At 70.2% G+C, this 24801-nt stretch carries 22 protein-coding genes and 2 pseudogenes; 14 read left to right on the forward strand and 10 right to left on the reverse strand.

Translation table 11 applies throughout. From position 1 onward, the window contains the following. Positions 1–159: 159 nt before the first annotated feature. Together OG568_RS44910 and OG568_RS44915 are read right to left on the reverse strand one after the other, a co-directional pair. The gene (locus OG568_RS44910; protein ID WP_329535744.1) at positions 160–1386 is read right to left on the reverse strand and encodes a 4-hydroxybenzoate 3-monooxygenase; all 1227 of its coding nucleotides are present in this window, start codon (positions 1384–1386) and stop codon (positions 160–162) included. 107 nt (positions 1387–1493) lie between these two features. Beyond that, a complete protein-coding gene (locus OG568_RS44915) occupies positions 1494–4769 on the reverse strand; it encodes a family 78 glycoside hydrolase catalytic domain (RefSeq protein ID WP_329535745.1) in 3276 nt (1091 codons plus the stop codon). Positions 4770–4976: 207 nt separating this feature from the next. Here OG568_RS44915 and OG568_RS44920 point away from each other — a divergent pair, with 207 nt between their 5' ends. The 9 genes from OG568_RS44920 to OG568_RS44960 all read left to right on the forward strand — a co-directional run bounded on the left by OG568_RS44920 (position 4977) and on the right by OG568_RS44960 (position 14084). Further along, on the forward strand, positions 4977–6428 hold the full coding sequence (locus OG568_RS44920; RefSeq protein ID WP_329535746.1) for a serine hydrolase domain-containing protein: 1452 nt from the start codon (positions 4977–4979) through the stop codon (positions 6426–6428). A gap of 491 nt (positions 6429–6919) precedes the next feature. Continuing rightward, the gene (locus tag OG568_RS44925) at positions 6920–7945 is read left to right on the forward strand and encodes an alcohol dehydrogenase (RefSeq protein WP_329535747.1); all 1026 of its coding nucleotides are present in this window, start codon (positions 6920–6922) and stop codon (positions 7943–7945) included. 190 nt (positions 7946–8135) lie between these two features. Further along, positions 8136–9410: an NAD(P)/FAD-dependent oxidoreductase gene (locus OG568_RS44930; protein ID WP_329535748.1), complete on the forward strand. Its 1275-nt coding sequence runs from the start codon at positions 8136–8138 to the stop codon at positions 9408–9410. A 225-nt stretch (positions 9411–9635) separates the two neighbouring features. After that, positions 9636–11009, forward strand: coding sequence for an MBL fold metallo-hydrolase (locus OG568_RS44935; RefSeq protein WP_329535749.1), 1374 nt, complete (start codon positions 9636–9638; stop codon positions 11007–11009). A gap of 112 nt (positions 11010–11121) precedes the next feature. Further along, on the forward strand, positions 11122–11481 hold the full coding sequence (locus OG568_RS44940) for a rhodanese-like domain-containing protein (protein ID WP_329535750.1): 360 nt from the start codon (positions 11122–11124) through the stop codon (positions 11479–11481). Beyond that, positions 11478–12230 carry a sulfite exporter TauE/SafE family protein gene (locus OG568_RS44945; protein WP_329535751.1) on the forward strand — a complete coding sequence of 251 codons (753 nt, stop codon included), beginning with the start codon at positions 11478–11480 and terminating at the stop codon, positions 12228–12230. The genes OG568_RS44940 and OG568_RS44945 overlap by 4 nt, the downstream gene beginning before the upstream one ends. Before the next feature lie 169 nt (positions 12231–12399). After that, positions 12400–12990 carry a rhodanese-like domain-containing protein gene (locus OG568_RS44950; RefSeq protein ID WP_329535753.1) on the forward strand — a complete coding sequence of 197 codons (591 nt, stop codon included), beginning with the start codon at positions 12400–12402 and terminating at the stop codon, positions 12988–12990. 159 nt (positions 12991–13149) lie between these two features. Continuing rightward, entirely contained in the window at positions 13150–13524 is a 375-nt protein-coding gene (locus OG568_RS44955) for a hypothetical protein (protein ID WP_266418410.1), read from the forward strand. A gap of 200 nt (positions 13525–13724) precedes the next feature. After that, the gene (locus OG568_RS44960) at positions 13725–14084 is read left to right on the forward strand and encodes an ArsR/SmtB family transcription factor (protein ID WP_266418412.1); all 360 of its coding nucleotides are present in this window, start codon (positions 13725–13727) and stop codon (positions 14082–14084) included. A gap of 142 nt (positions 14085–14226) precedes the next feature. On the opposite strand, the gene OG568_RS44965 is transcribed toward OG568_RS44960, so the two are convergent. Continuing rightward, positions 14227–14868: a TetR/AcrR family transcriptional regulator gene (locus OG568_RS44965; RefSeq protein WP_329535754.1), complete on the reverse strand. Its 642-nt coding sequence runs from the start codon at positions 14866–14868 to the stop codon at positions 14227–14229. A gap of 72 nt (positions 14869–14940) precedes the next feature. Between OG568_RS44965 and OG568_RS44970 the strand changes: the two genes are divergently transcribed. Continuing rightward, positions 14941–15639 carry a carboxymuconolactone decarboxylase family protein gene (locus OG568_RS44970; protein ID WP_329535755.1) on the forward strand — a complete coding sequence of 233 codons (699 nt, stop codon included), beginning with the start codon at positions 14941–14943 and terminating at the stop codon, positions 15637–15639. A gap of 26 nt (positions 15640–15665) precedes the next feature. On the opposite strand, the gene OG568_RS44975 is transcribed toward OG568_RS44970, so the two are convergent. Next, entirely contained in the window at positions 15666–15881 is a 216-nt protein-coding gene (locus tag OG568_RS44975) for a hypothetical protein (RefSeq protein WP_329535756.1), read from the reverse strand. Between the two features lie 53 nt (positions 15882–15934). After that, positions 15935–16717 carry a MerR family transcriptional regulator gene (locus OG568_RS44980; protein ID WP_329535757.1) on the reverse strand — a complete coding sequence of 261 codons (783 nt, stop codon included), beginning with the start codon at positions 16715–16717 and terminating at the stop codon, positions 15935–15937. A gap of 801 nt (positions 16718–17518) precedes the next feature. On the opposite strand from OG568_RS44980, the gene OG568_RS44985 reads away from it, so the two are divergent. From OG568_RS44985 to OG568_RS44995, 3 genes and pseudogenes are all read left to right on the forward strand, one after another. Continuing rightward, positions 17519–18277 (forward strand): hypothetical protein, encoded by a 759-nt coding sequence (locus OG568_RS44985; protein WP_329535758.1) that lies wholly within the window; start codon positions 17519–17521, stop codon positions 18275–18277. A gap of 334 nt (positions 18278–18611) precedes the next feature. Beyond that, positions 18612–18857: pseudogene (locus OG568_RS44990) on the forward strand (hypothetical protein); the annotation flags it as partial. 21 nt (positions 18858–18878) lie between these two features. After that, positions 18879–19292, forward strand: a complete 414-nt coding sequence (locus OG568_RS44995; protein WP_329535759.1) for a cytidine deaminase family protein — start codon at positions 18879–18881, stop codon at positions 19290–19292. Positions 19293–19603: 311 nt separating this feature from the next. Here the strand turns inward: OG568_RS44995 and OG568_RS45000 are convergent, their stop codons facing one another. Continuing rightward, on the reverse strand, positions 19604–20206 hold the full coding sequence (locus tag OG568_RS45000) for a hypothetical protein (RefSeq protein ID WP_329535760.1): 603 nt from the start codon (positions 20204–20206) through the stop codon (positions 19604–19606). 624 nt (positions 20207–20830) lie between these two features. Between OG568_RS45000 and OG568_RS45005 the strand changes: the two genes are divergently transcribed. Further along, complete coding sequence (locus tag OG568_RS45005; RefSeq protein ID WP_329535761.1) at positions 20831–20995, forward strand: hypothetical protein; 165 nt, start codon at positions 20831–20833, stop codon at positions 20993–20995. 737 nt (positions 20996–21732) lie between these two features. Here OG568_RS45005 and OG568_RS45015 read toward each other — a convergent pair. From OG568_RS45015 to OG568_RS45030, 4 genes and pseudogenes are all read right to left on the reverse strand, one after another. Then, complete coding sequence (locus tag OG568_RS45015) at positions 21733–22230, reverse strand: winged helix-turn-helix transcriptional regulator (RefSeq protein ID WP_329535762.1); 498 nt, start codon at positions 22228–22230, stop codon at positions 21733–21735. 104 nt (positions 22231–22334) lie between these two features. Then, positions 22335–23088, reverse strand: a pseudogene (locus OG568_RS45020) (LLM class flavin-dependent oxidoreductase). Next, positions 23085–23609, reverse strand: coding sequence for an SRPBCC family protein (locus OG568_RS45025; protein ID WP_329535763.1), 525 nt, complete (start codon positions 23607–23609; stop codon positions 23085–23087). The pseudogene OG568_RS45020 and the gene OG568_RS45025 overlap by 4 nt, the downstream one beginning before the upstream one ends. 100 nt (positions 23610–23709) lie before the next feature. Then, on the reverse strand, positions 23710–24384 hold the full coding sequence (locus OG568_RS45030; RefSeq protein ID WP_329535764.1) for an acyl-CoA dehydrogenase family protein: 675 nt from the start codon (positions 24382–24384) through the stop codon (positions 23710–23712). Positions 24385–24801 lie beyond the last annotated feature (417 nt).

Consider the following 24801-nt stretch of genomic DNA (forward strand, 5'->3'; position numbering starts at 1 on the left):
CCTCGCTGCGCACCGGATTCTCACCTTTCCCGGTTGTACGGCGGATGTGACGTTGTGTGTTCAACGGAAGGCGATACCAGGGGCCCGTTTTTCCGGAATTCTTTGCGCGTAGCGCACGCGTGCGAAAAAATTCAGGCCCCATCCGCACAGCGGTTCCTCTCACGGTGCCGTCGGACCGGTGTCCTTGCCGATGTACGACTCGGCGAAGGTGGCCGCCGCCGCGGGTGAGCCGAGGATCCGGCGCAGGCGGGCTCTCGCAGAACCGGCCCGGAAGGGATCGTCCGAGGACGGTCCGTGCAGCAACTCCGCGAGCCACTGCGAGAATTCCTGGTACTCCCACACTCGCCGCAGACAAGCCGCCGAGTAGCCGCGCAGTCCGCCGGTCTCCCCCCTGAGGTAGTAGGCGACGAGCGCGTCGGCCAGCAACAGGGCGTCGTGCAGCGCGAGGTTCATGCCCTTCGCGGCGATCGGCGCGACGAGGTGCGCGGAGTCGCCCGCCAGGAACAGCCGCCCGTACGTCATCGGCTCCACGACGTAGCTGTGCATGTCGAGGACCCGCTTCTCGATCAGCGGACCCTCGGTGAGCGGAGGCGCTCCGGCGGCCGACAGTCTGGCGTGCAGCTCGGACCAGACGCGGTCGTGCGACCAGTTCTCCGGGTTCTCGCCGGGTGCCACCTCCAGGTAGTACCGGGTGACCTCGGGGCTGCGGGCCATATGGGCGCCGAACCCACGCGGGTGGACACCGAAGACGACGCAGTCGCTGGACGGCGGCGCCTCGGCGAGCAGCGCCAGCCAGCCGACCCCGTAGTCGAACCGGGCCACCGTGCCCCGGTCCGGGGTCACATGGGTGCGGGTCACTCCGCGCGCGCCGTCGCAGCCGGCGACGATCTCACAGTCGATCCGCCGGCGCTCACCCGTCCCCGGATCGGTGTAGAGCACCGCGGGCCGGTCGCCGTCGATGTCGTGCAGGGCCACGTCCCGCACCCCGAAACGGATGTCGCCGCCCTTCACATCGGCGTACTCGCGCACCAGGTCCGTCACCAGCAGCGGCTGCGGATAGACGAAGTGCCGGTCCCCGGACAGCGCGGCGTACCGGAAGCGGTGCCGCTCGCCGTCGATGCGGAACTCGCACTCGCTGTGCGCCTGCGCCCGCTCCACCAGCCGGTCGGCCAGCCCCCGTCGGCGCAGTGCCCGCACCGCCCACTCCTCGATGAATCCGGCGCGGGGCCGCTGTTCGACGAACTCCCGGCTCTCGGTCTCCAGGACCACACAGTCGACGGACGCGGCCCGAAGGATGTTGGCGACGGTGAGCCCGGCCGGTCCGGCACCGATGATGACGACGGGGACGCGCGGCGTCGGCGCGGATGTGGGGGAGGGGTTGATCATCTCGGCATTATGGCGGCGGTCCGACAGGCCCCCACACCCCCTGCGCAACCCTCTGACACGGCCCGCACAACCCCTCCGCCCCGGCCCGTGGCATGCCTGGACAGACCCTAGACACGCGCCACGAACTCCCAACTCCCGTGCGGTACCGCGTATACGACGAATCCAGGCTCCGAACGTACCCACTTGGCTCCGTCCGGCGACGTGACGGCCGACCGACCGGCCGCCGGTACATGCACCTCCGCCGTCGCCCCGACCGGCACCCCCACCGACAGCCGGGTCGTCCCGTCCACGACGGACCACGCGGCCGCCGCCCGGCCGCGCACCGTGTGCACCGAGGTACGGGCCCAGTTCACGCCCGTACGGCCGTCCGGGCGGACCGTGAAGGTGCGGTAGCCGGCGTCGCCGGGGCGCAGGCCCGCCACGTTCTCGTAGAGCCACTGCACCACGGTGCCAAGGAAGTAGTGGTCCCGGGAGCGGGAGTCGAGCGGCCACATCTCCCACATGGTGTCGGCGCCGTTGTCGAACCAGTACCCCCAGCCGGGGTAGGTGCGCTGGGTGGCGAGGGCGCGGGCCACCTCGGGATGCCCCTGGGCCGAGAGCTCACGCAGCAGCACGCTGGTGCCGAGGGCCCCCGTGTCGAGGTGGTTGCCGCGCCGTGAGATGTCGGCGAGGAGCGAGTCGACCACGCTCGCCCGGGCGCCGGGCGGGACGAGCCCGAAGGCCAGCGGGACGCAGTTGCTGGTCTGGCGGTAGTCGGGGTCCTTCGCCGTGCGGTAGTGGCCCTCCGGACCGAGGAACGCCGCGTTGAAGGCCTCCTTCAGCGCGGCGGCCGCCTCGCGGTAGCGGTCCGCCGCCTCGGTGTCGTGCAGCAGATCGGCGAGTTCCGCGGTGCCGGTGAGCGCGCGGTGCAGATAGGCGGTGGCGGTCAGGCGGGTGTCCTCGGGCGGGTTGCCGCCGTATCCCGGTGGCAGCCAGTCGCCGAGCGCTGTCACCGCGAGGCCGTCCTGGAGGCGCCCGATCTCCCAGTCCAGGTAGCGGGTGAGCGGCGCCCAGTGGTCACGGGCGAGCCGCTCGTCTCCGTACACGCGGTACATCTCCCGCAGCAGGAAGGGGTACACCGTCGTCCACTCGGGAGCGGGGGCCAGATCGTGGTAGCCCCAGCCACCGCTCGGCACGATCACCGGCAGCTGCCCTTTGGCGTTCTGACTGTCCCTCAGGTCGCCCAGCCACTTCGTCAGGAAGCGGTGCACACCGAAGGCGTACGCCATCACGGGCGCGCCGAGCTGTGCGTCGCCGGTCCAGCCGTTCTTCTCGTACACGGGAGTGTCCGTCGGTATGCCGTGGAGGTTGTTGAGGACGGTGCGGCGCATCGCCCGGTCCAGCTGCTCGTAGAACGGTTCGGAGCAGGCGAACGTGCTCGTCGACGCCACCCGTGTGTGCACGACCCGGCCGAGCACCTGCTCGGGCCCCGGCTTCGCGGGCAGCCCGCTGACCTGCACGTAACGGAAGCCCTTGTACGAGAACTTGGGCTCCCACACCTCGTCCGTACCGCCGCCCGCACACACGTACTCGTCCGTCTGGCAGCGGCCCGGCACCAGGTCGTTGCGGGCGATCACACCGCCGTCGGCGTTCAGTCGTTCCCCGTGGGCCAGCCGGACGGTCGTCCCCGCCTCGGCACGCACGGTCAGCCGGGTCCAGCCCGCGAGTGTCCGCCCCATGTCGACGACGTACACGCCCTGGCTCAACTCACTGATGTCCACCGGGCGTACGGTTTCAGCCACCTCGATCGGGTCGTGCTCCTGAGCGCGCAGGGTGCCCTTGGGCGCCGTCTGTCGCTGGGCCTCCTGCCAGGAGCGGTCGTCGAATCCGGCGCGCGTCCAGCCCAGGGGTGCCTTGCGGGCGTCGTAGGTCTCGCCCGCGTACAGCGAGTTGGAGAGTGTCGGTCCGTCGGTGATCCGCCAGGTGCCGTCGGTGGCGACGGTGGTGCGCGAGCCGTCCGGGTGGTCGATCTCCAACTGCGCCAGCAGCCGGGGTTCGCCGTGCCAGGGCGCTCGGTTCCAGTTCCACGCGGTGGGTGTGGTCAGGCCGAAGAAGCCGCGTCCGAGCGTGACCCCGATCGCGTTGGCACCGCGCCGGACGTGGTCCGTGACGTCGTGCACCGCGTAGAGCACCGTCTCCTCGTAGTCGGTGAAGCCGGGGTCGAGGACCTGACGGCCGACGCGGACGCCGTTGATCTCGGCCTCGTAGTACGCGAGTCCGCTGATGTGGAGCCGGGCGCGCACGACGTCCTTCGGGACGCTGAACGTCCGGCGCAGCAGGGGAGCGGGCTGTTCGGGGACGCCGATGGACACGCCGGTGCCCCAGGGGCCCTGTCCCCAGGGCGCGAGAACGGCGGCCCCCGACCAACCCGTGTCGTCGAAGTCGGGTCGCTGCCAGCCCTGTTGCTCTCCGTCGACGCAGCGCCAGCCGTCACCGGTGACGAGCTCGACCGTGTCGCCGGACGTGGTCTCCACGATCATGCGCAGCAGGAGCCCGCCCGGATTGGCGGAGCCGTTGTCGCGGTTGGTCGCGACGGCGGCGACCACGATCCGCCCGCCGCTAACCCCGCGTACCTGCTCGGTGACGTCGGCGAGATGTCCGGTGCGCCAGGCGTCCGTCTGCTGGGGCTGATGCAGGACCTGCTGTCCGTCGACGTAGAGCGTGAAGTCGTCGTCGGCCGTGGCCACCAGCCTCGCCCCGCGCACCTCGCTGCCGGTGGGGAGGGTGGTCGCGGTACGGAACCAACGGGGCCCGACGGGGGCGGAGCCGGTGGTCGAGCCGGGCGACCAGATCCAGGACGCCCCGTCGAAGCCGGGCGGCTCGGGCAGGGCCGCCGCCCCGATCCAGCACCCCTGCCAGCCGTCCTTCGGCAATGTCGTCTCCCACCAGCGCGGGGCGCTCCACGCCGTCGGGCGGCCTTCGCCGTCCCACGCCCTGACCTGCCAGTGGTAGCGGGTACGGGGGCGCAGCGCGGGCCCCGCGTAGGCGATGCCGACGCTGCGGTCCGACTCGACACGCCCCGAGTCCCAGACCAGGTGCCGTCCCTCGCGCAGGTCCTTCTCGGCGAGCGCCACCCGCACCCGGTACGCGGACTGTCGCGCGCCCCGTCCGGGAGCGGTCAACTCCCAGGTGAGTCTGGGGTGTTCGACCTCGGTACCGAGAAGCGTCTCGGCGTACTCGACGGTCGTGCGGTCGATGCGCAGCCCACCCTCGCGCGGAGTGCCGGCGCTCGCCCCGGGTGTCGCGGAGGCGGTGCGGGCGCCCCCGGACCCGAGTGCGACGGTGGCGCCCGCTCCGACGGCGGAGCCGCGCAGGAAGACGCGGCGGTTCCAATCCTTGGCCATGTGTCGCCCCTCGATGATGAAGCGATGATTGAAACGTTTCACTGCGGTGTCGACGATCCTATGCGCCAGGTCACTTCAGCCTCAAGGGTCCTGCACGCACCTCATGGGCAGCCTCATGGACAGACGGTGTCCGCCGACGGAAAGATGACAAATGCACGCAACACCGCTCGCTCCCGTCACCGCCCGAGCCGCCCGGAGGCCGCCTTCATGAGCGCCCGTCCCCTGCCCGTCAGCACCCCCGCCGCCCAGGGGGTGGACGCCGCGGGCATCCACGCCTTCCTCGACGCCGTCGAGGCGGCGCCGGACATCGAACCGCACAGCCTGATGATCCTGCGCCACGGGCACCTGGTGGCCTCCGGCTGGTGGGCGCCGTACACGCCCGACCGCCGCCATCTGCTCTACTCGCTCAGCAAGAGCTTCACCTCGACGGCCGCCGGATTCGCCGTCGCCGAAGGGCTGTTGCGCCTGGACGACCCCGTGATCTCGTACTTCCCCGAGTTCGAGGCCGACATCACCGACCCGCGCAGCCGCGCCATGCTCGTACGCCATGTGGCCGCCATGGCCAGCGGCCACCTCGAAGAGACCTACGCGACCTCGATCCGGCGCGACCGCGAGGAGATCGTACGGGGATTCCTGCTCTTCCCGCCCGACCGGGACCCCGGGACCGTCTTCGCCTACAACCAGCCCTGTACCTACACCCTCGCCGCGATCATCCAGCGCGTGGCCGGCCAGTCGTTGACGGAGTATCTGCGGCCCCGGCTGTTCGACCCGCTGGGCATCGGCGACACGGGCTGGCTGCAGCGGCCGCCCGGACGCGACCTCGGCTTCAGCGGGCTGCACGCCACGACGGACGCGATCGCCCGGCTCGGCCAGTTCTACCTGCAGGACGGCGTCTGGGAGGGGCGGCGGCTGCTTCCGTCCTCATGGATCGCGGAAGCGACCCGCGCGCACATCCCGACCGCGGACGGCACGCAAGAGGGCGAGCTGTCGGACTGGCAGCACGGATACGGTTTCCAGTTCTGGATGGGCCGGCACGGGTACCGGGGCGACGGCGCGTACGGGCAGTTCTGCATCGTCCTGCCCGAGCAGGACGCGGTGATCGCGACGACCGCGGCGACCGAGGACATGCAGGGGCTGCTGAACCTGGTGTGGCGCCACCTCCTCCCGGCGTTCGGCGCCGAACCGCTCCCGGGCGCGGCGGACGAGGGCGTGCGCCGCCGCCTCGCGCAGCTGGCCCTGCCACCCGTCGAGGCGAGCCCCGAGCCGCCGGCGCGGGGCGACGGCTGGAGGAGCGTCGTGTTCGCGCCGAAGGACGGTGAGTGCCCGCAGCAGCGGACCCTGACGGGCGTCACGGTCACCGCCGACGCGGACGGGAAGAGCTGGGACGTGTCACTCGCGGAGGACGACGAGCCCATCGAGCTGCGGCTCGGCACGGCCGGCTGGACCGTCGCCGCGGGCGGCCCGCCCGCGGCGGTGAGCGGAGGCTGGACGGACCAGGACACCCTGAGCCTCGACGTGCTGTTCCTGGAGACCCCGCACCGACTGACCGTGACCTGCTCGCTGCCGGACCGCACGTTCGCCGTGCGCTGGCACACGACACCGATCCACGGCGGCCGACTGCGTTCGCTCCGGGCGCCCGTGGGGGATCGGGTGCGGTAGCCGAGGCGGGGACGTTTCGACGGCGGGCGTCACGGGGCGCCATGGCGGCGGTGCCGCGCCGTGATCGCGCGGCTCGCGAGTGGCGGCCCGTACTCGCCGAAGGTGTCTCCGCCGTGTTCCGGTGCTGCTCCGCCGTGCCGCCGTGCCGCCGTGCTGCTCCGCCGTGCTGCTCCGTCGGCGCGGGCAGCGCGCTCGTTCCGGTGGCGTCGGCGCGGCGCGCGGCGGACGGCGAACTCGCCGAGCGTCCTGCTGTGGCCTGAAGTAGCGTGAGGTTACCGGCGCCCGTCCGTGGCCTGCCGAGGCTCGGTAGGGGCTCCCGTGCGGCCGCCGACCGACGACATCACCGCGGTGAAGCAGGCCGATCAGGTTCGCGAGCCGATCGGGTTCGCGTGTTGGTCCGCGTGCGACGCGCGCGTCTGTCACCAGCCGGCGTGACGACCTGCGGGCGGAGCGCTTCGAGATCAGACCGACTCTCCAAGGCAGGGATCCGGATGACTACCTATCGTGTCGCGCAGGTGACCACCCCCGGCGGTTCGTTCCAGGTCGTCGAGCGTGAGGTGTCGCAGCCGGGCCCCGGACACGTACGGGTCGTCGTCGACGCCTGCGGGGTGTGCCACAGCGACACCATGTTCGTCAACGCCGGCGTCCCCGGAGTGACCTTTCCGGTGGTCCCCGGGCATGAGGTCGCCGGGCGGATCGCGGAGCTGGGTGAGGGGACACAGGACCGGGGCTGGCAGGTGGGTGACCGGGTGGCGGTGGGCTGGTTCGGCGGCTCCTGCGGCCACTGCACGCCCTGCCGGCAGGGCGACTTCATCGTGTGCGTGAACCTGAAGGTCCCTGGATGGGCGTACGACGGTGGCTACGCCGAGACGGTGGTCGTACCCGTGGACGCGCTGGCCCGGATCCCCGACGCGCTGGCGGCCACCGACGCGGCGCCCCTGGCCTGCGCGGGCGTCACCGTGTACAACGGCATGCGGCACAGCGCGGCACGGCCGGGTGACCTGGTCGCCATACTCGGCATCGGCGGCCTGGGGCACCTGGGGGTGAAGTACGCGGCCGCGATGGGATTCGAGACCGTGGCCATCGCCCGTGGTGCCGACAAGGCCGACTTCGCCAAGCAGCTCGGCGCGCACCACTACATCGACAGCACGGCCGGGACTCCGGTCGCCGAGGCACTGCAGTCCCTCGGCGGCGCGCAGGTCGTCCTGGCCACCGCGTCGAACTCCGCCGCCATCACCGCGACCGTCGACGGACTGCGTGCCCGCGGTGAGCTGGTGGTCCTCGGCGTGGACGCGGAGCCGCTCGGTATCAGCCCGGTCCAGCTGCTGCTGGCGGGCAAGGCCGTCCGCGGCCACCCCAGCGGCACCTCGCAGGACATCCAGGACACCATGGAGTTCAGCGCCCTGCACGGCATCCGTCCGATGACCGAGGTCGTGACGTTGAACGAGACCGACGAGGCGTACCAGAAGATGCTCTCCGGCGCCGCCCGCTTCCGGATGGTGCTCACGATGAGCTGACCGAGCTGACGCGGCAGCCTCACGGGATCCTGCGCGAGGCTGCCCAACCAGCAGTCGGCATATATGTCAACTCCCGTTGTCTGTAGGGCAATTAATCGACCGCACATTGGTCCCGTCGTCGTGCGTGGCCTAGCATCAGGCTCATCTGATACCCCTGGGGGTATACCTCAAGGAATCCGAGGAGCCGTCCATGTCCTCCAGCCACTCCGCCTCCAGCCACTCCGCCTCCAGCCACTCCGCCTCCAGCCACTCCGCCTCCGGCGTCGCCCGTGACCGCTTCCAGGTGTTGATCGTCGGAGGTGGAACCGCGGGCATCACCGTCGCCGCCCGCCTACGGCGCGCCGGTGTCACCGGCATCGCGGTGCTCGAACCGGCCGACGTCCACTGGTATCAGCCGTTGTGGACCCTGGTGGGCGGCGGTCGGGCCCCACTCGGTGTCACCCGCCGTCCGGAGGCCGCGGTGATACCCCGGCAGGTGTGCTGGATCCGCGAGGCCGCCACCGCCGTCGACCCCGAGGCGCGGACCGTCACCACCGCCGCGCACCGTGTCATTGGTTACGACCACCTCGTGATGGCCCCCGGTCTCCGACTGGACTGGGGCGCGACCCCCGGCCTCGACGCCGCCGTCGGACACGGTGCCGTTTCCAGCAACTACGCTTTCCAGCACGCCCCGTACACCTGGGAACTCATCCGTGACCTGCGCTCGGGCACCGCTGTCTTCACCCAGCCGAGCGGACCGGTCAAATGCGGCGGCGCCCCGCAGAAGATCGCCTATCTGGCCGCCGATCACTGGCGCAGGCAGGGGGTCCTGGATCGCATCCGGGTGGTCCTTGTTCTGCCCGCCGACTCCATGTTCGGCGTACCGGTCTGGCGCCGTGCCCTCGAGCGCGTCGCCGACCGTTACGGGATCGAGGTCCGGCTGAACTCCGAGATGACCGCCGTCGACGGCACGGACCGCCGGCTGACCGTGGCCGACCATTCCACCGGCACCGAGGAGAGTCTCGCGTTCGACCTGCTCCATGCCGTACCGCCGCAGAGCGCCCCCGACTGGGTCGAGCGCGGCCCGCTGGCCGACCCCGCGAGTCCCTACGGCTACGTCGAAGTCGACAAGTACACCCTGCAACACCCGCGGCACCGCAATGTCTTCGCCCTCGGCGACGTGGCCAACCTGCCCACCTCCAAGACCGGTGCCGCCGTCCGCAAGCAGGCTCCCGTCGTGGTGGCGAACCTGCTGGCCGAGATCGACGGCGCGCGCCGTGAGCGGCGCCGCTACGACGGTTATACGTCGTGCCCGTTGGTCACGGCCCGCGACAAGGTGCTGCTCGCCGAGTTCGACTACGACCAGCGCCCCACCCCCAGCATCCCCCTGCTGGACACCACCAAGGAGCGCCGCGACATGTGGCTGCTCAAGCGGTACGGCCTGCCGGCCCTGTACTGGCACGGCATGCTCAAGGGCCTCGTCTAGGGCGCCGTCGGCGTCACGCGCGGTCGCTGACCGGTTGCCGCCGTCCCTGAAACACCACCGCGAACACCACCGCGAACACCACCGCGAACACCACCGCGAACGCCACCGCGAACATCACCGTGAATACCCTCGCGGATACCTCGCTGGATACCCCCCTGGGTATCTCTGTTACGGTGATTTCCCAGATACCCCCCGGGGTACTTTCATTCAGAAGGAGCCGAACCCGTGTTCTTCGTCGACACCCTGGAGTTCGAGGGCCTGGGCAACCGCAGCTACCTGGCCGGCGGGCCTGGCGAGGCAGTCGTGGTCGATCCCCCGCGGGACATCGATCAGGTCATCGCCGCGGCCGCCCGGCGAGGTGTGCGGATCGCGTACGTGGCCGAGACGCACCTGCACAACGACTACGTGAGCGGCGGGCTCGAACTGGCCCGGGTCACCGGTGCCCGCTATCTGGTCCCGGCCGCCGCCTCGGTGGCCTTCGCCCGCACCCCGGTCGTCGACGGCGACACCGTCACGGTCGACCGGGGCCTGGTCCTGAGGGCACTGGCCACCCCGGGCCACACCCCGCACCACACGGCCTATGTCCTGGAAGAGGACGGGCACGGGGTGGCCGCCTTCACCGGCGGATCACTGCTGATCGGTACGGTCGGGCGGCCGGACCTGGTCGAACCGCGGCTGACCGAGCAGTTGGCCCGCGCCCAGCACGCCTCGGCCCACCGTCTGGCCGAGGAGCTGGACGACGAGGTGCCGGTGCTGCCCACGCACGGGTTCGGCAGTTTCTGCTCCGGCTCCCAGGCCGAGGGGGACACCTCCACGATCGGGCGGGAACGCAGGACCAACGAAGCCCTGACCCGCGACGTGGACACCTTCGTCGCCGACCTACTCGCTGGTCTGGACGATGTCCCGGCGTACTACGCGCACATGGGCCCGGCGAACGCCGCGGGCCCGGCGCCCGTCGACCTCACCCCGCCACGCCCGGCCGACGCGGGACAGATCGCCCAGCGGCTGGCGGCCGGTGAATGGGTGGTCGACCTGCGTAACCGTGTCGCGTTCGCCCAGGGGCACGTCGCCGGCTCCCTCAACTTCGAGGGCGAGGGCAAGCCGGCCACCTACCTGGCCTGGCTGATCCCGTGGGGAAAGCCCGTCACGCTGCTCGCCGACACACCCGAGCGGATCGCCGCGGCGCAGCGGGAACTGGTCCGGGTCGGCATCGACCGGCCGGTCGCCGCCGCCACCGGCAGCCCGCGGGACTGGGTGCCCGGCGGAGTGGGGCTACGGTCCTTCCCGCGCGCCACCTTCGCCGACCTCGCCGCCCGCCGCGGCCGAGGAGAGGACGTGCTGGTGCTGGACGTGCGGCGCGACTCCGAGCGCGCGGGCGGCTTTATTGAGGGCTCGGTGCACATCCCCGTCCATGAGCTGCCCGGCCGTATCGGGGAGGTGCCCGCGGGGGAGGTGTGGGTGCACTGCGCGGGCGGGATGCGCGCCGCGATCGCCGCGTCCTTCCTGGACGCCACGGGACGCGCCGTGGTCGCCGTCGACGACGCCTTCGCCGCCGCCGCCGAGGCCGGACTGACGCTCACCCGGTCCGGTACGGACTGACGCTCATCAGGTCCGGTACGGACTGACGCTCACCCGGCCCCGTACGGACTGTCCCTCAGCGAGTCCCGCACGGACCGCCCCCGCCGCACCACCCCTTCGGAGTGATGAACCCATGTTCTTCCGCAGTCGCGTCTCCCGTCGCCTCGTCCCTGTCCAGGCCCACCGACGGACCGCCCTCGGCGAGGCCGTCCTGCTCGACGTCCGTGAAACCGCCGAGTGGGAGGCGGGGCACGCACCGGATGCGCTGCACCTGCCCCTGTCGCGGCTGGTGGCGGGGGAAGCCCTGCCACCCATCGCTCAGGGCAGGCCCGTCGTGGCGGTCTGCCGTTCCGGCCGGCGTTCCCGGCAGGCCGTCGAGATCCTGACCGGCCGCGGCGTGAAGGCCACCGATGTCACCGGCGGAATGGTCGCCTGGGCGCGGGACGGTCTGCCGGTGGCCGGCCCGGACGGAGACGACGGTGTCATAGCGTGAGCGCGTTCGTCCTGGCGCTCCTCGCGGGGGCCCTGGTCGGTCTCGCGCTGGGCGCGCTGGGCGGTGGAGGCAGCGTCCTCGCGGTGCCCGCCCTGATCTACCTGCTCGGTTTCACCCCGGCCGCGGCCACCACCGCGAGTCTGCTGATCGTCACCGCCACCTCGCTCACGGCCCTGTTCGGCCACGCCCGCGGCGGCCATGTGCGGTGGCGGGCAGGCAGCCTGTTCGCGGCCGCCGGGATCCTCCCGGCCGTGGTGGCAGGGGCGGCCTCGGCCCAGCTGCCACAGCCGCTGCTGATCGCCGCTTTCGCCGCCGTGGCGGCCCTGGCGGCCATCCGCATGCTGCGCCCCTCCCGGGCCGTGTCCCCTGCGGAGCCCAGCGCGGTGCGACCTGCCAAGGCCCTCGGCACCGGAGCCGGGCTGGGCGCGCTGACCGGACTGCTGGGGGTGGGCGGCGGTTTCCTCGCCGTGCCGGCCCTGGTCACCGTCCTGGCCTTCGAGATGCAGGCCGCCATCGGCACCAGCCTGCTGATCATCTCGGTCAACTCGCTGGCCTCGCTGCTCACCCGCGGTGCCACGACGTCAGGCCTGGACTGGACCTTGATCGCCCCCTTCACCGGGACCGCGATCCTGGGTGCCTGGGACGGCAAACGCCTCGGCGGCAAGGTCTCCGGGCCCATGCTTCAGCGCGTCTTCGCCGTGGTCCTGTTGGCGGTGGCCGCGTTCATGCTCGTCGATGCCCTGACCTGACCTGACCTGACCTGACCTGACCCGGGCCGGCCCCGCGCCCTGCGCAGCCGGTTGACCACCGTCTTCAGTTCCTCGGCTGCCATCGCCAGTTCCACAAGCACTCCCCGCATATACCCCCATGGGTATCCCGTCCGTGGGCCTGAAGCACCAGAAAGAGAAGGAAATTCCCGTGACCCCCACTTCCCTCGCCCCGGACCAGGCCCACGCCCGGCTCCACGAACTGACCGTCATCGACGTGCGTACCTCCGGCGAGTACGCCTCGGGCCACATAGCGGGCGCCCACAACATCCCCCTGGACCACCTGGACACGGCCCTGCCCGTGCTGAAGTCCGCCGCCGGGCGTGGTGAGCTCCTCGTGGTGTGTGCCTCCGGCGCCCGCTCGGCCCAGGCCTGCGCCACCCTCGCCGCACACGGCATCCCCGCCGCCACCCTCACCGGTGGCACCACCGCCTGGAGCCGGCACGGACACGACCTGCACCGTTCCGCCGACGCCCGCGCCGTCTGGCCCATGGACCGTCAGGTCCGCTTCGTCGCCGGGTCCCTGGTCCTCACCGGACTCGCCGTCGGGCAACGGTGGGCAACGGCCCGCTGGTTGTCCGTCGGCGTCGCCGGAGGTCTGGTGCACTCCGCTGTCAGCGGCAGCTGCGCCATGGCCCGAGTCCTGGCCAGGCTCCCGCTCAACCAGCCCCGCGCCACCGACCTCGACGCCACCCTCGCCGTACTGGCCGACTCCGACGACCTGACCGCATCAGGACAGTAGTAGTCGAAAGACGGTGCCGCCGCGATCATCTCCGATCGCCAGACGTCAGCCTCGGAGATACTCCCGTCGGCGCCTCGGTCGTCCGCATACGGTGCGGTCACGCGGCGGGACGGGCATCGCCGATCCCGCCGCACAGCCGACAACCGAAGGGGAGGCGCTATGGCGAGTGTGGAAGTGTCGCTGAAGGAAATGATGACCGCGGTCGAGGGAGCGTTGGGGGCGGCCGTCGTCGACTACACCAGCGGCATGGCGCTGGGCACACTGGGCGGAGGCAAGGACCTCGACCTCACGATCGCTGCCGCGGGCAACACGGATGTCGTACGCGCGAAGGTGCGCACCATGGAACAGCTGGGTCTCAAGAGCCGGATCGAAGACATCCTGATCACTCTCGAATCGCAGTACCACCTCATCCGACCGGCCACCGGACGCTCCGGCAACGGTCTGTTCCTCTACCTCGTGCTCGACAAGGCGCGTTCGAACCTGGCGATGGCCCGCCACCAACTCAAGCGCGTCGAGGAGCAGCTGGAAGTCTAGGTCGGCCGGATCCTCGGGCCGAAGTGCGCCCATGATGTGAAGACTTCTTCAAGTCACCACATCAGCATGATCCCAACAAGCGGATGCGCGCGGCCGTGAGCGAGAAGGATCGGTAGCGACGGACACATCCTGCGGCGGCGCCTTCCGGGCGTCGCCGCACCAGGTGAAGACCATCCCCACGTGGCAGGGAGCGAGCACCGATGCGGGTCCCCCTCTACCAGGCCAAGGCAGAGTTCTTCCGCATGCTGGGACACCCCGTGCGCATCAGGGTCCTCGAACTGCTGCAGCACGGGCCCGTCCCGGTACGCGACCTGCTCGCCGACATCGACATCGAGCCGTCCAGCCTGTCGCAGCAGCTGGCCGTCCTGCGTCGTTCCGGCATTGTGGTGTCCATCCGCGAGGGTTCCACGGTCAGCTACGCGCTGGCCGGCGGCGACGTCGCGGAACTCCTGCGCGCGGCCCGCCGCATCCTCACGGAGCTGCTGGCAGGGCAGAACGAACTGCTGGTCGAACTGCGGCAGAACGACACGTCGCTGCCACCGGTGTCTTCCAGCGGCTGACCCAGTGAGGGGCCGTGGGCCGCACCGCGCGCCGTGGGCCTGCCCACGGGGGACGACCAAGTCCTGCGTAGGGCCCGCAGCTCAAAACCCGGCGTCGCGGGACGCGCTGCCGTGTGCGGCGACAGGGCCACACACCGCTCCGTCACCCTTTCGCGGGCGGCACACCGACCAGTTTGGCCAGGAACCGGTCGACCTGCTCCTCCAACGGAGGCCAGGGCAGCTCGGGTTGGTTGACGCGCAGCGACACCGCGCCATGGACGGCCGTCCGCAGATCCAGGGATACGGTCTCGGCGTCGCCCCGCGGCGCCAGTCCGGCGTCCATGCAGCGGCGGATCGCCGCGGTCGTGCGCTCGGCCATCTCCTCCTTGAAGGACATGTCCGTGCGCCGGTTGAGCGTGCTCTCGTGCAGCACCTTGTACAGCCCCGGGTGCTCGCGGGACCACGCGCCGAGCAGCGCCGTGCGGGCGCGCAGCGCGGCCACCGGGTCGGTGGCGCCGGACTCCGCCTCGTCCACGGCGCGCAGCAGGTCCGTGTGGCAGCGCTCCAGCGTGGCCAGCACCAGTGCGTCGCGGTCGGCGAAGTGGATGTAGACGGATGTCGCGGCGATGCCGACCTCACGAGCGACGGCGCGCAGCGACAGCGCCTCGTCGTCGGCGAGTTCGTCCAGCAGACGCAAGGCCGCGTCGACGATCTCGGCGCGCAGCCGCTCGCCCTGGCCTCGCGGGTTGCGGCCGCGCGAGGTGGTCCGGGCGGTCTTCCGGGCCGGGGGGGTGGTCGCGTCCATGGTTCGGCATTGTATGGGACGGCTTGTAGGGCTACGGTTGTAGCGCTACAGGCGTTCACATAGGGAGTCGCCATGACATTGCCGACCCAGAGCACGATCGTCGAGCTGGACCCGGTGTTCGCGGAGATGGCCGCCGCGAGCTTTCGACTCGCCGGAGCGGGCCCGGAACTGACGCCACGTGAGCGCATCCTGCTCAGCCTCGTCGCCGACGTGTGCGAACAGGTCCTCGGAATGCCGTACGAACTGCATGTGCGAGCCGCCCTGGACCAGGGCATCGACGCCGACGACCTGCGTGAACTGCTCCGCTTCATCGCCTACGACAGCGGGTACCCGGCGGCGCTGGCCGCTCTCGAGCGGCTGGCCGAGATCGAGCGCGAGCACGGCCTGCCCGGACCGACCGGTCAGGGCCACGAGGTGAACGCGGACGGCACCGGCAGCCCGCTTCCCGTCGCGATGCGTGCCCAGGTGCAAGCCCTGGACCCGGGGCTGGCCGACTACATGGACCTGCAGTCACGCATGCGGGCGGGCATGTCCCGCATCAGCGTCCGCGAGCGTGCGTTCGCCACGATGACGGTGGACGTCCTCTACCAGACCCTCCAGGAAAGCTTCCGCGCCCACGTCGGCCGCGCCCTCGGCGCGGGGGCGACACCGGCTGAGGTCCGCGCCGCCGTCCGCGTCACCGCGACGTTCGGAATGACACGAACCTGGCGCGCCTTGAACGTCCTCGACGTGCTGCTCGCCGAGCGGGAGGGACGGGACGGGAGTGACTGAGTGGGAGGTCTCCGTCGACCCCACCGTCACACGGTGTTCGTGCAGCCGGAACCGGTCTCCGACGGCCTCGGTTTCAGGAGGAAGAAGCTGCTGGCGGCGTGCACCACAAGCGCAACGGGCAGGGCAAGGAGAAGGGTCCACGGCACCGCGCCGACCGCGGCCAGGAGGCAGATGACCGGAACGGCGAGGAGAGTGGGGAACGTGGAGGCCAGGGCCATGCGCATACGACTTCGGGGGTTCATGGACAGACTCCTTTGGTAAATGAAGATGCCAGGGGGACCACGGCACGTGCCCGTCAGGCGGGGTTGTTGCGAGCGCGGTCCAAGTAGTCGGCGAGCTTTCGCCAGTCGTCAGCCGGAGCACCGGAATCTCCGGACATGGCGGCTGGATCGTCATGCCAGGCAGCCCTTACACCAGCGGAAATACCGGCATCACCGCCAGTGAACAACGCGCTCAGCTCATCCATGCGGGCCACCAGTCGGCGGACCTTCTGGTCAGCGGGAGGAGTTCCAGCCGCACGGAGCCGTTCGGCCCTGCGGTACAGCTCGGGCCACTCGACCTCAAGCAGGTAATGCGTCGCGGGTCCCAGGGCGGCGGCACGAGTCCGCATGACGTGAATCTGGTCGGCATCCAGGTGGCGGCCCAGCGTGTGCTCGCCCTCCGGACCGGTGCCGCCGATCGCCCGCAGCGCATCGAGCAGAGCCGAGACTGTGGGGGCCTGGTCGGCCGACAGCTCGTCACCAAGCCGCACGAGCCGCTCCCGCAGGACACCGAGCGCAGCGATAGACGCCTCCACACCGGCCAAGTGGTCCCGGACCAACCGCGCCGGGTCGACCCCGGCATCGAGGCAGAGGGCGACGGTGTCCAGAGCCAGCCCCAGACTACGGAGCGCCAGCACCTGATACAGACGGACGAGGTCTTCCTCGGTGTATTCCCTGTGTCCTCCCGTGGTGCGCTGTGAGGGGCTGAGCAGACCGATGGTGTCCCAGTGGTGCAGCGTGCGCACGGTCAGCCCGCTGGCCTCGGCGAGCCGGCCTACCTTCCAGGTCGCAGAAGTAGTCATGAAGCAACGATGCATCCTCACACCGCGTGAGGTTCAAGCCGTGACAGCGACCGACACTGCTTCTCAAACGCAGACGTAGGGCTTCGGGTCGGTGTTCCAAGCGGCGATCCCGTTGCGGATGTTCCTGCTCCAGGGCTTGGACGGACCTGTGGATCGGACTGGTCGGCGCCGCTGTGCAGGTCCTCTGGCGGCAGTGCTTCGGCGGCGAGTACGGCGTGGTGCACAGGCGGGACCGTGCGAAGCTCGGCCAGGCCCGCCTGGTCCGGGGCCATCGGCGTTTCGCCGCCTGTGACTTCGCGCGATGGATGGCCAGGGGCGCGCGACGACGTCCGGCGGTCCACGCGGTCTGGACCCAGCCGGCCGTGCGCATTGTGGCGACTTTCTGGCTGAGTGCCGAATGGGTGCGGTGGACCGACTCAGCCACTTCGGTGATGGTCATGGGTCCGCAGGCATGGAGCCGGAGCCGGAGCAGTTCCATGACGAAGCCTTATTTGAGCCTGTCGATCTGTTGCTCGGAGTAGATCCGGGCGATATCGGCGTCCATCGACGCTTGGAGCAGGCGCAAGGGCCGCCAGAGGCTCTGCCAGTTGCGGCCCCGCTTTCGTACGACGCCCGATGAACTCGCACCTCACGAAGCCACATAGCGGATGTGCGGGTGGTGGTGTCGCGCCGGGCGCCCAAGCGTGTCTGAGGATCACGTTGCCCGGATACGGCAAGGACCAGTGACCTCCGGCTGCCAGTCGATCTCCTTGTCTGGTTGATCGCGGCTGGAAGAGACTGATGTCCTTTCGGTGGGGAACGGCGGGGGGACCAGCGATGACCACGACGAGAATCGACACCGTCCGGGGTGCGGACGGACCGCCGCCCCCGCCGAGGGCCGGCCGCAACCGACTGGTGGGTGCGGCGCTGATCGTTCTGTCCCTGGCCGCTGCGCTCACCTGCTTTTTCGTCTTCACCATCTGGCTGCCCAACGATCGCACTCTGTACCGGGAGTACAAGGCGGCCGAGGCGTGCCCCGCCCGCAGGGTGATACCGAGGTCGGAGGACTGCCTACGGAAGGTCACCTTCACCGTCGAGGGCACCCGGAAGACCACCAAGAACATGCGGGCGACCCTGCTCGGCCCGGAACCCTTCCCGAGGATGGTCGTGCCGTTCGGCGACCGGGGGCCGGTGTTGAGCGGGCTTCAACAGGGGGACCGGGTCTCGGGTACCGTGTGGCGCGGCGTAGTCGTGGTGGTCGCCGAGGGGGACGTCCGGCAGAATTCCGCCGACGCGCCTCGCGACGAACCCCAGATGACAGCTGCCGTCGGCACGTTCGCGGGGCTGCTGGCGGCGTTGGCGCTGATGTTCGGTGCGATGCATCTGGCCAGGCCGCGCGACCCCGGACTCTTCACCTGGCGCCCGTACGGCAAGTGGCTGCTCATCGTCACGGGGGCCACCTGCACCGTCGTGGGTCTGTCCACCGTGTGGACGGGCCTTCCGTGGTTGCTCGTGCCCACGGTCTGCGGGGCGGTCGTCGCAGGTACGGCGTGGTTCCTCCACCGAGACCTGCGGCTCGGACGGGTCGGCCGGTAGAACGGGCATGACATTGCGAAGGGGGCGGCCCGCGCGGTGGGCGACCCGTGGTCTTCTTGAGTACGGGCATGAACTGCGGCTGTCCGCGGCCTGCCCCTCAGCCAGGACGAACGTTGTCGCTCCTCCCACTCGGGAGCGGGAGTCGCGTTCGGTGAGTTCGCGGTGAGCCAGAACAAGCAGGTCGTCCGACAGGCGGGTTTGGCCGGCGTCAATCACCTCGAGCACGGCCCAACCGGGCCCGCGTTCTGGCGCTTCGGCCGTGAGGACCGACAGAACCTCTGGGACGTGACCGGCAACCCCCGCCGGGATGTATGACTCACGAGGGCCGCCTACGTGTTCGCGGGTCGGCGACTGGGCCGCGGCCAACAACGTCGAACTCGCCTGCACACCGACCAGCAGCTCGTGGCTGAGCCGCATCGAAGCCCAGCGCACCGCCCTGCGCCGCTTCACGTTGGACGGCACCGACCACAGCAGCCACAAAGAACAGGGCAGCATGATTCGCTGCTACATCATCCGGCGGAACAAGCACGCCGCCGATATTCGCTTGCACACCATCGTCACTCGGGTCAACGTCGCCTGACACCTGACGAAGGCAGAGAAGATGACCACGCAGACCCACCACGTCGACCACGAACTCATCCAGGCCGCGGCGCACATCGCTCGCACTCGCTGTCGAGGCGACAACCACACCATGGCAGCCGCAGCCCGCGCCCAGGACGGCCGGATCGTGACCGCGGTGAACGCCTACCACTTCACGGGAGGACCCTGCGCCGAGCTGGTCCTCATCGGCGCGGCAGCCGCCCAGGGCGCCTACGAGCTGGACACGATCGTCGCCGTGGGCGACCGCGACCGGGGTGTTGTTCCCCCGTGCGGCCGGTGCCGTCAGGTCCTCCTCGACTACTTCCCCTCCCTCAAGGTCATCGTCGGTGAAGGGGACCGCATCCGAACCGTCCGTGTCACCGACTTGCTCCCCGAAAGCTACATCTGGGCCGACCACCAGCTCGACGCCGAGTAAGCCGCGCCACTCAGCACGAGCTGGTACCGCCGGCCGACAACAGGGCGAACGTTGCCTGGTGCGGCACCGGCTGGCGGATCCCAGTGATGAGCTGATCAGGCAGTGGCCGCCGCTCCGCAGCGCACCCCGGTGCTGGGCTGCCTGTTCGGCCGCAGCAGTGCCGCTACCACCGAAGTCGTGGGACCGGCCGGTGTACTTGGTGCCGTCCCCGTCCCGTACTGCTGTACGCCGGCTGGGCCCGCACGATCACGTTCGGGCCGGGGCGTCACGGACCGCGGTCAGGTGGCGAGGCCGGGGACTCCTGCGGATGCTCAGCCTGCCACTGCCTTCTGCTGCGGCTCGGCGGGAGCGGGCTCCGAGGCGGCCACGGTGGTGTAGAAGACCGACGAGCCCTGCTTGGTGCGGTGGGCATGGCTCTTGGCGACCAGCCCTTCGAGGGTGGTGCGCACGACCGTGGTCTTCACGCTGCGGTCGGGGTGGGCCTGCGTGAGCGCGGTAGTGATCTCGGCGGCGGAACGCGGCTCGCTCTGCTGCTCCAGGTGGCCGCGGATCAGCTCGACGAGGGTCGGCTTGGCGGCTGTCTCGGACGCCTTCACGGACGCCTTCACGGACGAAGCCTTGGCAGCGGGCTTCTTGGCAGTCGTCTTCTTCGGCTTGCTCTGCTTGGGTTCGGCGGAGGCCTGGTGAGGCACGGACGGCGCGGCTGCCTCAGCGGCGGGGGCCGCAGTGCCGAGAGCCTGCTGCATGTTCACCAGCACGGTGTGGTCTTGCCGCAGGGCACGCAACTGCTCCTGCAGGGCCTCGATCTCCTGACCGACACGGTCCTGCTCCTTGGTATTGCGCTCAAGGTCGCCCGTCACCTGGGCGATGTACTGTGAGGCCAGTTCTGTGGAGTGGGTCTGGCTTTCAGACATGACATGGGCCTTTCTGTAGTCCGCGGGCATGGCGGTCAAGGCAGGAGCCATGTGCGCGAACGGATGGAGGTGGGTGTCCCGTCTGAGATGACCGGATCACCCGCAGGACACAACTGCCGCAGCATGCGGCAGTCTAGAGATAGTACGCACGAGGGCAACCAGATGTTCCTGTCGTGTGATGCCTCACTCTCCTTTGCAGGGTGAGCAGTCGGCAGCGGCGGAGCATGTGACGCAGCTGCCGACCGGTGTGCTGTCACTGCTGAACCGCCGCGTGGCCCACCCTGACCTGGAGAGACAGGCGCCGGGCGACTTCGTCGACATCTCGGCAGTAGCGCTGGCAGTCGGCGAGCGCGAAGTCACCAGTCGGTCCAGGAATTCCTCGAATTGGTGGGGTGAATGGTCACACAGATGTGCGAGAACCTCCATGTCGGTACTGCCGGCCTCGCCCGATGTGCAGGTGGCCGGGACCACTGCGGTCAGTTGCACACGCGTGCTCGCACACGACGTCCCCGTCTCAGAGTGAAGACTGCGGCATCAACCAGTTGTGGCCGCACAGGCGCATGCCGCGGAGCAGACCGTCGGGCGGCGGGGGAGGAGAAGCGGGGCAGCGCGGCGGCGAGACAGGTGAACATTTCTCGCACACGCCGCTGCTCGTCCGGCCCGTACGGCCGCTCGCTGCACCCGGGATCCGGCCTGTTGGAGGCGGACTTCGGGCGGGCGGTGCTCAGCGGCGCGGAGGGCACGACGGCGGTGTGGCTCGTGGCGGAGGCACCTCCAGGCGCGGATTGAAGGGGAGAGTGACGAGCCCATACGGCTTTCCCAACTCGCACATCGACGACACCCACAGCGACCACCTGCCCCGTCGGATGATGGAGTGACGATCTTTCCGCCCGACCCCGACCCCGACCTCACCGCGCTGCGCCGAGCGTGACGGTCGCGAGGCTGAGGAACGAGCGCGGATGGACCTTCGACGAACTCGCCGGCCGCAGCGGCCTCCCAGGCCCGCGCCACCGTCACTGTCACCGCTGCCCGCAGCCCGTCCTGCCCCCCGCTGGTTCCATCAGGTCGAAGCATTGGGATCGAAAACGTGGTGGCCAACGGCGAGTTGGTGATCATGCGGCTCGCACCCGCGCCTGCGCGGAGCGGGTCTCGTCTCCTGCCTGCGGGAGGACGTAGGGCCGCTGACGTGAGGCCTACGCAACGACCTCGCCGCCCCGAATCGCTGGTCGCGGTGGCGCCGCGTCGAACCGCGGCAAGGCCGACAAAGACCCGGCGGAGTGGCTGCCGAGCCCCGAAGTGCCGTGCCGCTGTCCGTCGGAGTGGGGCGGCGCCAGAAACGATGGGGTCTGACCGCCGACGCCGACGACGCAGCTGTGCCGACCCAGCTCGTCGAGGCCTGCCTGACCCAACCGTCGATTGCCAGACCGCCCCCTGAACCACACGCTCCGCCGAAAACACGCGGTTCGCGAGGGAACGCGCCCGGACACGCTGCGGCCGCCTCGGCGCCGAGGACGGCCTGGGCCCTCTCAGGCGGTGAAGCGGCTCTGGATGTCCGGGCGCTCGGCGAGGTGCTGGGGATAGCCAGGGCCGAGGCACGGGTGGGTGTCGTCGGCTGTCATCGGTTCCTCGCAGGAGGCGCAAACGACCTCGGCGTCGCTCTGGTGACCGCAGCGGTCATGGTGGAAGACCACCGGCGGTCCCTGCTCGCCGCTGAGCCAGCGGGTGCCCCACGCGTTCATGGCAGCCAACACGCCGAAGAAGTCGCGCCCCTTGTCCGTGAGTACATAGTCGTAGCGCACTGGCTTGTGCTGGTAGGCCTTCTTCTCCATGAGGCCCTCATCGACGAGGCGGCGCAGACGGTCGGTCAGGGTGTTGCGAGCGATGCCGAGCTCCTGCTGGAACGCGTCGAACCGCTTGATCCCGTAGAAGGCCTCCCGCAGGACCAGCGGCGTCCACCAGTCCCCGAGCATGTCCATGGAGCGCGCGACTGAGCGCGACCAGTTCGCGAAAGAGGTCCGCCTCATGACCTCAGCATCGAGCGCCACATCGATGGCGACCAGCCGTCGTCGTGCCGGGCCGGGTCCGGCTCGAGCGTCGACCCGACGGGCGGCGTCATCGAGCGCTCGGGTTACCGGCCGGGCTCGCGCTCCAGGGCGCGGACCAGGTCGAGGGCCCGGCCCAGGGCGGTGAGCCGGGCATCCAGCGTCTCGCCGGCGGGGTAGAGGCGAACGGTGTCGACACCGGCGTCGCGCCACACCCGCAGCCGGTCCCGCACCATGTCCTCGGTGCCGATGAGCGTGGTGCCCAGCATCATCTCGTCGGTGACCAGTTCGGCCGCGCCGTCCCGGTCGCCGGCCTGCCAGCGCTCGCGGACCTCGGCGGCGACGTCGGCCCAGCCCTGGCGGCTGTATGCGTTGTTGTAGAAGTTGGTGCTCGCGGAGCCCATGCCGCCCAGGTTGAAGGCCAGTTCGTTCTTCCGGCCGGCCACCATCGTCCGCAGTGCGTCCTCGTCCTCGGCGAAGGCCACCTCGGCGCCCTGACAGATGTCGAAGTCCGCGCGTGAGCGGCCGGAAGCGGTGAGGCCCGAATCCAGGTGGTCGAAGTAGGCCTCTTTGGCGCCCTCGGGCACGAAGCCGGTGCCGAGCCAGCCGTCGGCGATCTCGCCGGTCATTTGCAGCATCTTGGGCGAGAGCGTCGCCAGGTAGATCGGGATGTCGTGCTCGGCGCGCGGCGAGATACCCCAGCGGCGACGGTGCCTCGGATCCCCATGCCTCCGCCACCCAGCAGATGTTCAGGCCCAGCTTCTCCGCCTCGATGACGAAGTCCACCGTCTCCGGCCAACTGCCCACGGATACCTCGATCGTGGTCGACGTACGCGTCACACACTCGCCTTTCCGGACTTCTCCGCAAGCATCTTGATCGCCGTGAGAGTGACGCCGATGTTGGTCTCGAACTCCCGCATTCGCACGAAGACGATCTTCTGTTCCTTCTCCGGCATGCGGTCAATGGCAAACGAAAGACCGGAGCGGCCCGGTCCCAGCTGCATCCACTGCCGCAGCAGCGTCCCGCCGTCCTTGGGGTCGAGGGTGAATCGCCAGATCGCCGAAGGCTGCTCGGGGTCCTCAACCGCCCAGGCGAACACCCTGGGCGGCTCGTACTCCACAACGTGGGAGGTGGTGGCCCACTCACCCAGCGCCTCGTGGCTGCTCCGGCCCACAAAGCGGACCCCCGGCGCGGGTTGTGTCGCCCCGTCCAGCCACTCCACCGACTGCAACTCCGCGCTCAGGCTCGGCATCAGCTCGATGTCGGTCACCAGCCCCCACACCCGTTCCGGCGGGGCGGCGATCCAGATCGGTACCTCGACCGTCGGCTTGTCCGCGTAGCGTGCGCCCGTCCATTCCATGGCCCGGCGGCCTCCTCATTCGGTAGTGAAGATCCCCGTAGGGTAGGGGTCTGAACGGCGCATGCCGCTCGCCGCGATGTGACAGCCAGTAAGGCCGATGTCAGGACGGATCCGCCGATCCGAGGAGGCGGTCGGCGAGTACGTCGAGCCGGTGGGCCGGCGAGCCTAGTAGTGAGCGCCGCGCTCGGGCGCGCCTGAGCAGTACGTGGGACCGGTGCTCCCAGGTGAAGTCGATGCCCCCATGGGTCTGCAGGGCGTCGGCCGTCACTGCCTCGACCGCGGTACGAGCCGCCACGTCGGCGTCAGCACGCTTGCCGTCGATGGCGTGGGCCGCCTCTCGGACGAGCATCCAGGCGGCGTCGAGCTGGACGGACCGGTCGGCGAGTACGTGCTTGATGGCCTGGAACGATCCGATCGGCCGGCCGAACTGCCGACGCTGCCCGGCATACTCAACGGCGCCTTCCAGTGCGCGTCGCCCGGTGCCGATGAGCTCGGCTGCCAGCACGGTGAGCAGGCGGGCGACCGTATGTGCGCCGAGGGGTCCGAGCGGTAGGGCGGGCGCGCCGGTCAGCCGCAGGCTCGCCATCGGCTCGGTGACGTCCAGCGACTCCACGGAGGTCCGCACGGTGGTCGGTTCGGCGAGTTCCACGAGGACCGGCCGCGCCGGGGCGCCGACCTCGTCGGCGAAAGCCAGGAGGTCTGCCTGCCGGAGTTCCCGTTCGCTGAACTCGGCACCGATGACACCGACCGCCCTGCCGTCATCGACACTTCCCATCGCGGCCACACCTGCGGTCAGTTGACCGCCGCGATGACGTGGCCGTCATCTTCACCCCCAACTGCCCGGAGTAGCCCGCACTGCCCGGAGTACCCCGCGGTCTTCCATGGTGTGCTGAGCGTCGGCGCCGTCTGCTCACCGGCGGTTCAGTTCGCTGACGGTACGTCTCGGTCTCCATCGACGTGACCGCATGGATCGGTGAGCAGACCGGTAATCGGACGCCCCACGGAGCATGACAGCGCCGGCCGCCGACTTGGCCGGGGGTTCGGGCTGCGGCGAGGCCGTCCAGCCGCGAGGGGTTCGCGCTGGAACTCGGCGAGGGCGGAGAGCGTGCCGAACATCGCGCGGCCCCACCGCGGCGGTGTCGATGCCCTGCTCGATGACCTACAGGTCCATCCCGCGCTCGAGCGGCTCGCT

Source organism: Streptomyces sp. NBC_01450 (assembly GCF_036227505.1).
Taxonomy (GTDB): Bacteria; Actinomycetota; Actinomycetes; order Streptomycetales; family Streptomycetaceae; genus Streptomyces.